The organism is Aporhodopirellula sallentina SM41 (assembly GCF_000346505.1).
Taxonomy (GTDB): Bacteria; Planctomycetota; Planctomycetia; order Pirellulales; family Pirellulaceae; genus Rhodopirellula; species Rhodopirellula sallentina.
Map to the genome: position 1 here is coordinate 20,791 of NZ_ANOH01000060.1, position 9,788 is coordinate 30,578.

Genomic DNA, 9,788 nt, shown 5'->3' on the forward strand with positions numbered 1-9,788 from the left:
CGACAAGGGCAGGGCCCCGTTCGGCTGGGCTCGCCGATTAAGTTCTGAGCTCGCCGATTGAGTTCTGGCCTCGCCGACTGAGTTTCTGGCCTCACCGATGAGGTTTGTCGTCTCCGTCGCGGCCTCGCCGTCGCCGAGTCTGCGCCCGGTCGGGTGTCTACTCCCACTCGATCGTGGCCGGCGGCTTGCTACTGATGTCGTAACAAACACGGTTGACACCTTTGACCTCGTTGATGATCCGGGTACTGATTCGGGCGAGCAAATCGTACGGCAGGTGACTCCAATCGGCAGTCATGAAATCGTCCGTGTTCACGCACCGAACGGCGACCGCATTGTCGTAGGTTCGGGCGTCGCCCATCACCCCAACACTTTGCACCGGCAGCAAGACCGCGAAGGCCTGAGAGGTCTCCCGATACAATCCGGCGTTCTCGATTTCCTCGACCACGATCGCGTCGGCTTCTCGCAGGACAACCAATTTCTCGCGAGTAACTTCGCCGAGGCACCGAACCGCCAAGCCCGGACCGGGGAACGGGTGTCGCCAAACGAGTTGCTCGGGCAGGCCGAGTTCCAACCCCAAACGGCGGACCTCATCCTTGAACAGATCCCGCAGCGGTTCGATCAACTCGAACCCGAGTTCCTCCGGCAGGCCGCCGACATTGTGATGAAGTTTAATCGTCGCGGCCGGGCCATCTTTGTCCGCCCCGCTTTCAATCACATCGGGATACAACGTCCCCTGCGCGAGGAAATGGGCGTCTTCGATCTTCGTCGCTTCGGCTTTGAAACATTCGATGAACGCATACCCGATCCGCCGCCGTTTCTCTTGCGGTTCGGTCACTCCCGCGAGATCGCCAAGGAATTGATCTTCCGCGTCGACCACGTGCAGGTCGGTCTTGAAATGATTGGAGAACTCCTCAATCACGATCTTCTGTTCGTTCTTCCGCAGCATGCCGTTGTCGACCAGGATGCATGAAAGTTGCGGTCCGATCGCTTTGTACAACAACGCCGCGACCACCGACGAATCGACACCGCCGGACAAACCACAGATCACACGTTTGTCGCCGACCTGTTTGCGGATCCGTTGTACCGCCGCGTCAGCAAAATCGCCCAAACGCCACGTGCCGTCACAGCCGCAAACTTCACGAACGAAGTTATGCAGGATTTGGCCGCCATGCGGTGTGTGCGTGACCTCAGGGTGAAACTGCATCGCGTAGACAGGCCGAGTGTTGTGCCGAATCGCGGCATACGGGCACGTCGATGTTCGGGCCATCACAGTGAAATCGTCGGCGATCTCGGACACCTGATCACCGTGGCTCATCCAGACCTGCTCGGAATCTTTCATCCCGCGGAAGATCGAATCGTGGTCGAGGAAATCGCACATCGCCCGTCCGAATTCACGGCTCGGCGTGTTGGCGACTTTCCCGCCGAGGGCTTGGCAGGCGACCTGCATCCCGTAGCAAATCCCCAACACTGGGATATCGAGATCAAAGATTGCCGGATCGATCTGCGGCGCGCCTTCTTCGTAAACACTGTTCGGGCCGCCGGAGAGGATCACACCGCGTGGCGCCAACTCGGCGATCCGTTCGGCCGTAATGTCGTGGCGGACGATCTGGCAGTACACATGCTGTTCTCGCACGCGTCGTGCGATTAGCTGTGCGTATTGCGAGCCGAAATCCAGCACCAAGATTCGCTGGTCGGTCAAAACCGCCGCGTCCGAATCGCCGGACTGAGTCGACGGTGCCGAAGAAGAGGATGGATCAGGAGAGGAAGCTGCGGTCGTTTCGCGGTTGCTCATCGGATTCGCCGAAATTCTGCGGTGCGGGCCAATTCAGCAGTTTAGAAGCAGTTTGCAAAATGCCCAAGGGGCTAGCCGCCCTCGTGTTTTCCCGGCCAATGCGAGTGTTTTCCGGCCGAGGTGCGACCTTTCCGACAAACCGCGGCCGCCGAGGCGTTCTTCGCCGCCCCTCGAACTTCCGCGAGCGAGTTCATTTTGTGCGGTGATGCGTTTGCGGTTTAGAATGTGACGTTCCCCGGACTTCTTTTCGCCGCTCGCGGACGCCGCATTTCTTGCGACCACGCTCGATTTCACTGCCATTGTCTCACTGCCACCGTTTGACGGGTCCCCATGCCAAGCCTTTTCCGCCGCATCGTTTCCATCCGCCGACGCATCCGACTGCGCCCTGTCCAGACCGCGGCAAGCACTGTCCAGACCGCCATGAGCCCTGTCCAGACCGCCATGAGCACTGCCCAGACCGCGACGATCGGCTGCCTCGTGGCCGGAGCACTCTGTGTCTGCGGAACGACCACCACTGCGGCCGAATCCGACGCCCCTCGCCTGGATACGCGATCGCGGCAGGCGATGACGGCGATCAGCGTCAGCATGCGGAAAGCCGGCGAGCAATTCAACGCGGGACGCTTTGAAGACTCCGCTCGTTCGCTCGAACGAGCCATGAACCAAGTCGAAGTCGCCGTCCGTGCCGGTTCCCCGGAGTTGTACGATGCTCTCTTGCCCAAGATGCAGCGTATTGTTGACGCCCGGGTTCTGATTGAACTCGAGGGCATTTCGATCTCCCCGTTTCAACCGCCTCCGCGACCCGAAAACCAATCCGTCGCGGCGAACACAGCGATGCCCGCTGCAACCGGCACATCAAACGCGAACACGGTTCCCCCGACCGTTAACCCGTTCAGCACAGAGAACACCGGCGTCAGCTTTGTCAAAAACGTGGCACCGATCCTCGTCAGCAAATGTGGCGGCTGTCATATCCGCGGCAGCCGAGGCGGCTTCTCCCTGGCGACCTTTGCCGAGCTGATGAAAGGGCCACCCGAGGGTGTCGTTATCTTCGCCGGCGACACCATCGGCAGCCGGCTGATCGAAACAATCAAAACCGGCGACATGCCTCGCGGGGGCGGGAAGGTCAGCCCGATCGAACTGGCCACGCTCGAACGGTGGATCAACGAAGGAGCCAAATTCGACGGCGAGGATGCGTCGGTACAACTGACCAGCCTCACGGCGGACACAAACGATCCCGGCACCCCGAACCCCGCGTCTACCCCCGCCGCCCCCATGCCTCGAGCCGGCACGCCGACCGGCAAGGAAACCGTCGACTTCGCGAGCCAGATCGCACCGGTGCTGGTCGCGAACTGCACGGGATGCCACATCAACGCCATGCAGGCTCGCGGCGGACTGCAGATGGACAACCTCGCCAGGCTCTTTCGCGGTGGCGACACCGGCCCGGTCATCCAACCCGGTCGCGGCGAAGCAAGCCTGCTCGTCAAAAAACTACGCGGTACCGAAGGCGCTCGCATGCCCGCCGGAGGACGCCCGCCTCTGAAGGACGAGGAGATCGCGTTGATTTCTCAGTGGATCGAAGAAGGCGCCACGGTCGCGACCAACCTGCGAGAAGAATCGCTCACCGCGATGACGCAGAAAGCCTGGCTCGCGGCCGCCACCGATGCCGAGGTCACCGCACGCCGGGCTGAACTCGCGATGCGGGACTTCAGCCTCGCCGGGGGGAAGACCGATAAACTCTCGCACCATCAGTCCGATCACTTCTCGCTGTGGGGCGATGTCCCGGAATCCACGCTCACGATCGTCGCAAACCAAGCCGAAGCCGCATTGCAAAAGGCGTCGATCATCCTGCCCGCGAAAGAACTCGCCGCCGGGGGCGCCGCGGCGGAAGCGTTCTTCAACGGCCGGGCTTCCATCTACGTGATGCCCCGTCGGTACGATTACAGCGAGTTCGCTCAAATGGTCGAACGCCGCAGCCTGCCTTCCGATTGGGAATCGCATTGGTCCTATAACGGCCTGGAAGCCTACGTGGCCGTGGTCGCCTCCGCCGGCGATGACGAAGAGACCATCGCCAGCCGCCTTGCCGCTCCCGTCGCGAGCCTCGCCGTCCGCAGCCGAGGCGATACGGTCCCTCGCTGGTTCGCCGACGGCCTCGGAAAAGTTGTCGCGGCGTCCGATACCAAACGCGACCGGGCCGAACTGGCTCGAATGCAATCCGAACTCGTGACCGCGGTCGGCAGCCTCAAATCAGGCAAAGACTTCTTCGCCGGAAGACTCGCCCCCGAGCGAGCCGACTTGCTCTCCGCGGCCGTCTGCGAGTCGTTCCTCACCCGTCAAAGAAAACGAGGCTTTGACACTATCATCCGGCATCTTCGCGACGGCAAGAAATTCGACGACGCGTTTCTCTCCGGCATGGGCGTCACCCCAACGGCTTACTTTGACGCCTGGTTGCAGTGGGTGAAATAACCCCGAGCTCTCGCGAGACACTGATCGTTTGAACAGATGCCTGCGCGCCAGGCATGCCGCAAGAACGTCGTGGCTTGCCATCGCTGCGGGTCATCACACGTCACGTCCGCAATCCAACGGATCCTCAGCAACATTCGGCAAAACGTCGCAGAAGGTTTTCGAAGCGGGATCAATTTGCCAGAATATGATAAACAATCTCAAGGCGATCCGTAGTACAATCTGGCTCGCAACTCCCCGCCATGCCCACCTCGGGTGTATTTGACAACTCACCAATCGGGTGAGCACTGGATTCGAGAAGCCATCTATGACCACCACTGAAAACGACACGTCCACCGAAAGTCTCACCGAACTGGCCGATCGGGTCAGCGAAACCCACAAAAAACTCTACGGTCAGGCTCCTGAATTTCTCGTCGCCGCCCCCGGCCGGGTGAATCTGATCGGTGAACACATCGACTACAACGACGGTTTCGTGCTCCCGATGGCGATCGAACGCTATATCGTCATGGCCGCCTCCAAGCCTACTGATACCGATGAGGCACAGTCTCAATATCACAGTATCAGCATGGACTCGAGCGCCCGCCTCGCCGCCACGGCCCAACCCGGCAGCGACCCGTCCGCCCCCGGATGGGCATGCTACGTTCAAGGCGTTCTGGCAGGTTTCCATCAATCCGGCCGCCCGACACCGACACTGAACGTTAGTTTCGATTCAACGGTTCCGCTCGGCGGAGGATTGTCCAGCAGCGCCGCGCTCGAAGTCGCCACCGCCACGCTCCTCGAAGCCGCCACGTCGACCACGCTCGACATGCGTGAGAAGGCGTTGATCTGCCAAAAAGCCGAACACGACTACGCCGGCGTCCCGTGCGGCATTATGGACCAATTCAGTAGCGTGTTCGGGAAAGACGGCGAATTGATGCTGCTCGACTGTCGCTCGCAAGAAATTACCGCTGTCCCTTTTCGCAGTGACGACATCACCTTGCTGATCACCAACAGCAACGTCAAACACGAACTCAACGGTGGTGAATACGCCGAGCGTCGATCCCAGTGCGATTCAGCGTTGCAGAAGATCGGCAAATCAACCTGGCGCGACATCTCGATGGACGACGTCAACGCCGCCCGCGATCAACTCACCGATTTGGAATTCAAGCGGGCACGACATGTCGTCGGCGAAATCCAACGAACCAGGCAGGCCGCCGAAGCAATCTCTGCGGGACGCTGGGATGAAGTCGGCGAACTGATGTACGCCAGCCATGATTCGCTCAGCGATGATTTTGAAGTCAGTTGTGAAGAACTCGACCTGCTCGTCAACCTCGCTCGCGAAGTCAACTCCGAAGGCGGTGTGATCGGTTCACGCATGACCGGAGGCGGGTTCGGCGGATGCACCGTGACGCTCGTTAAGCGCGACTCCGCGGACGCATTGATCGAAGCCCTGACGAGCCGCTACAAAGCGGAAACCGGTGTCGAACCGTCCTGCTTCACCAGTCCGCCCCGCCCTCGGCGCTCACATTCTCTCAACACCTTAAACGGTGCCCATCACCTCGCGAGCCTTCCCCACGCCCAGCGCTGGTCACCGGCAATCCAACACAGCCTGGCTTTCGGGCAGGCGGTAGTGGATCTTGTTAAAGATCCTGCTGCACAAGGATTTTTCACAAGACCCGCTCCCCGAAAAAACAGCCGACAGAAACCCTCTAGTGTTTGAAGCCTGACGCTTCCTCAGAGGTCATCGACGCGTGCACCGAGTGTTGCTCGAAATGCTCGAGACATCGTTTCATATCTTCGACCAACATCGCTCCCAGGTCACGACTCACGCCGTGCCGCACCAAGATCCGTTGGATTACGAGATCTTCTCGCTGCGGAGGCAATGAATACGCGGGAACCTGCCACCCCTTGGTACGCAACCGGTCTGCGAAATCATACAGCGAGAACGAATGTTCGATTCCGTCTCTCAGTTTCCAACACAATGCGGGAATGCCTGACGCCATGTCACCGTCATAGATGATTTCAAACGGCCCCATCTTCGAAATCTCGTCGGCAAGGAATTTCGCCGTCTCGTAGCACGCCGAGTGCGTCCGCCGGTACCCCTCCCGTCCCAACCTCAAAAAGTTGTAGTACTGACAAACGACTTGTCCCCCGGGCCTCGAGAAGTTCAACGCGATGTCTCGCATATTTCCACCGAGATAATTGACCCAGAAAATCTCTTCCTCCGGCAGATCCGACTCTTCGCGCCAAATCACCCAACCAACGCCCAACGGTGACAAACCGAATTTGTGTCCCGACGTGTTAATCGACTTCACGCGAGGGAGACGAAAGTCCCAAACCAAATCGGGTGCACAAAAAGGGGCCAGGAAACCACCGCTCGCACCATCGACGTGCATCCGAATGTCGATCCCGGTGTCTTCTTCGAACGCGTCCAACGCCTCCGCAACCGCGCGGACCGGTTCGTACTGACACGTGAAGGTACCCCCCAACGTCGGCACAACACCGATCGTGTTTTCATCGCAACGCTTGATCACTTCCTCGGCCGTCATGATCAAACGATCGCCCTCCATAGGAATCTCGCGCAGTTCGACATCCCAGTAGCGGGCAAATTTGTGCCAACAGACCTGCACCGGTCCCGTCACTAGATTCGGCCGATCGATCGGCGCACCGTCCACCTTGCGGCGTTTCTCCCAGGCCCGCTTCATCGCCATTCCGCCCAACATCGCCGCCTCGCTCGACCCCGTAGTCGAACATCCGATCGTGTTCGCCGAGTCCGGCGCGTTCCACAAATCGGCCAGCATATGAACACAGCGGCCCTCGATCGCGGCCGTTTGCGGATACTCATCCTTGTCGACCATGTTCTTGTCGATGCACTCGTTCATTAATTGGTGCACCTCCGGTTCCACCCACGTCTGACAGAACGTTGCCAGGTTCTGACGCGAGTTGCCATCGAGCATCAATTCGTCATGCACCGCCGAATAAATTCGCTGAGCCGACTGCTCGGTCGAAGGGAACCGGTACTTTGGCAATGGTTGCGACAGATCGGACGAAGCATAGATCTCGTCGTCGATCATCTCACGAATGTCATCTTTGCGATGCAGCGGCATGACTTAGTCCTGTTGAACGAGACGCTAATAAACGAGTCACTGATGAGCCAGTAAAGCGACGCGGCAATCGTTTCCGAAGCGAAACCCGCCAATGGGATTTGTTGCCGCAAGTGAAGTGAACATTGGTTATAGCCACTGCGAGGTACACGCCCCACCCTTCGACAATCGCGAGCACAATGAAACATGACGAAAAGAATTCCGCAGGCGGAAGAAACGTCATGCGGCGCCGTCGAGAAAAACGCCCCCCCTAGCAGAAGACCACTCACCACCCATCTCAACACTAAAATGCCTGCCCCTTTTATCAGCAGGCATACTCTTCTGTTTGTTCCTAATCTAAACGTGTGACATCAACATTCTCATAGACCGCGCAATCGATGCGCAGCCTTGTGCTAATAACGAGCATCTCATGCTTCCGCCGATGGCACTTCAAACCGCCGCAAACAATCGCGTGCCGAACGACAAAACAACTGGCAAATATAGACTTGTTTTCTAGAGAAACGTTCGGAAGCATCCCAAACGCTAAGTTCTGGCAAAGGAGATTTCGGGACCACAGAAATCGATCGCCATCGCCGACCAATAAAAAACGAAATCTTAATGGCGGCGAGTGGTCCGCGCGTTGCGTTCACCCCAGCTTCGAAGACGCACTCGATCTCAAGACAGTCCTTCAACGAGCCCTCCTCTTCTTCATCTCGTTGAACGCTCCCCAAGAGGCAAACACTCTCTAGGAGTGATGTGACGAGATCCCCCCCAAGTGCCGTCAGAGTTGAACCAGCGATAGTTAGGCTGGTCACATGATGCCTCCATCCAAGGAATTAAAGTGAGATCTCACACGTACGAACGATCACCTTCTCGTCGTGGCTTTACTCTCGTCGAACTGCTCGTCGTTATTGCCATCATCGGAGTCTTAGTCGGACTCCTGCTACCGGCTGTACAGTCAGCACGTGAAGCAGCACGCCGTATGTCGTGCAGCAATAACATGCGGCAGTTGGCACTTGCCTGCCACAACTATGAAAGCACGTTCAAACAGTTTCCCGCCTCCGCAGACAACCACAACTTTGTTGGCGTTGGTCGCACCTGGCTCCGTGCGATCCTGCCCTACGTCGAGCAAGCCGACCTCGACAGCAACAAACTCGAACTTTACGGTCCCGATTTTGATGAAGACGCGATTCAGACCGAACTCAACATTCTCAACTGCCCTAGCGACCCGCTTTCGCAAACGCCTGTCAATGTAGGATGGGGTTCGTCCGTGGTTGCAACCAGTGCCAGCACGAACTACTTCGGAAACGGAGGGCACTACGGTCGTTCCTCCAACCAATATCACGGAACCGACGCCTCCGGATTCAACGGTTTCCCTTCTGTATTTAAATACACTGCCGACGGAATGTTCCACAGTGAAGGCTCCGCCTATGGCCCCGTGCGATTCTCGTCGGTCCTCGACGGCACCAGCAACACGCTGCTCGTCGGTGAACGCGGTTTGTTCCCTGCGAAGCCAGGGTTGGTGCAAACCGGAGGATGGTTGACCAGTTACACGGGTGTCCCATTCGGTGTCGGCCATTCGGTCCTGTGCTACGACTCGCCGGATGAAGCGGGTGGCGGATTCGTGCCTTACTACGGCTTCCCCGTCAACTCCGACGGTATCGGCGGTCCACTCGATGACGAAGACCTGACCGGCGGACTCGGCAACCTTCCCGATAACGATGAACACTTCTTCTTCAGTTATCACCCGGGCGGTTCGCACTTTGTGCTCGCCGACGGATCCACCGAGTTTGTCACATACTCGATCGCTCAAGATATCCTGACCGCCTTCTTAACCAAGGCAGGTCACGAAGTGAACAAACACGAAAGATAGTCAGCGCCAACGCGGCGTTTCACCGACACGCTGCGTCAACGCGAATCACTTTCGCATTCGTTTTGACGCAGCCATTTTCGCACGCGATTGCCATCACCTGATCGTGATCGCGTGCCGTTGCAAATGTCTCCGTTCGTTAACCTTCATTAACGCGGCGATCAGGGCTCACCTTCGACTCCTTCACTCGCTGCTCCCTTCCTTTTTGCACTCCGATTTGCTCCTTCCATGTGTACGCCTTCACTTTCGCCACTCGGCTATCGTTTTCTCTTGGTCGTCATGATGTGTCCGCTGTGCACGTTTGTTGCCTGCAGCCCTTCCGGAATCACGTTGTCCGGGACGGTGGCCGTTGACGGCACGCCTATCGAAAAAGGCAAAATCAGCCTCGTTCCTAAAGAGGGCGTTGATTCGCCAACAGCCATGGCTCCCGTCATCAACGGACAGTTCACTGTCCCGCCGACACAGAATCTTCGAGGCGGAGAGTTTGATGTGCGCGTTAGCGTCACCGCCGATCGAAAACCCAGGAACGAATTGACGTTTGTTTCCAACACCGACCGAAAGGCCATGGCAGCGTCTCTTCAAAAAGCTCTGGAAAATGCTCCACCGG

At 58.3% G+C, this 9,788-nt stretch carries 6 protein-coding genes; 4 read left to right on the top strand and 2 right to left on the bottom strand.

The window, feature by feature from the left end:
* Positions 1–157: 157 nt before the first annotated feature.
* Positions 158–1,792, bottom strand: a complete 1,635-nt coding sequence (gene guaA / locus RSSM_RS03270) for a glutamine-hydrolyzing GMP synthase (protein ID WP_008674438.1) — start codon at positions 1,790–1,792, stop codon at positions 158–160.
* Positions 1,793–2,233: 441 nt separating this feature from the next.
* Here guaA and RSSM_RS03275 point away from each other — a divergent pair, with 441 nt between their 5' ends.
* Both RSSM_RS03275 and galK read left to right on the top strand, forming a co-directional pair.
* Positions 2,234–4,252 (top strand): c-type cytochrome domain-containing protein, encoded by a 2,019-nt coding sequence (locus RSSM_RS03275; RefSeq protein ID WP_008674440.1) that lies wholly within the window; start codon positions 2,234–2,236, stop codon positions 4,250–4,252.
* A gap of 304 nt (positions 4,253–4,556) precedes the next feature.
* Entirely contained in the window at positions 4,557–5,948 is a 1,392-nt protein-coding gene (gene galK, locus RSSM_RS03280) for a galactokinase (RefSeq protein WP_008674444.1), read from the top strand.
* On the opposite strand, the gene RSSM_RS03285 is transcribed toward galK, so the two are convergent.
* Positions 5,938–7,335, bottom strand: coding sequence for a glutamate decarboxylase (locus tag RSSM_RS03285; protein ID WP_008674447.1), 1,398 nt, complete (start codon positions 7,333–7,335; stop codon positions 5,938–5,940). The genes galK and RSSM_RS03285 overlap by 11 nt on opposite strands.
* Before the next feature lie 817 nt (positions 7,336–8,152).
* Between RSSM_RS03285 and RSSM_RS03295 the strand changes: the two genes are divergently transcribed.
* Both RSSM_RS03295 and RSSM_RS03300 read left to right on the top strand, forming a co-directional pair.
* The gene (locus RSSM_RS03295; protein ID WP_044300852.1) at positions 8,153–9,184 is read left to right on the top strand and encodes a DUF1559 domain-containing protein; all 1,032 of its coding nucleotides are present in this window, start codon (positions 8,153–8,155) and stop codon (positions 9,182–9,184) included.
* Between the two features lie 225 nt (positions 9,185–9,409).
* On the top strand, positions 9,410–9,788 hold a 379-nt coding region (locus RSSM_RS03300), incomplete at its 3' end, for a hypothetical protein (RefSeq protein WP_052335974.1).

Excerpts from the sequence above, each read along its gene's own strand:
- RSSM_RS03285 (WP_008674447.1), bottom strand. The coding sequence starts at position 7,335 with ATGCCGCTGCATCGCAAAGATGACATTCGTGAGATGATCGACGACGAG.
- galK (WP_008674444.1), top strand. The coding sequence starts at position 4,557 with ATGACCACCACTGAAAACGACACGTCCACCGAAAGTCTCACCGAACTG.
- guaA (WP_008674438.1), bottom strand. The coding sequence starts at position 1,792 with ATGAGCAACCGCGAAACGACCGCAGCTTCCTCTCCTGATCCATCCTCT.
- RSSM_RS03275 (WP_008674440.1), top strand. The coding sequence starts at position 2,234 with ATGAGCACTGCCCAGACCGCGACGATCGGCTGCCTCGTGGCCGGAGCA.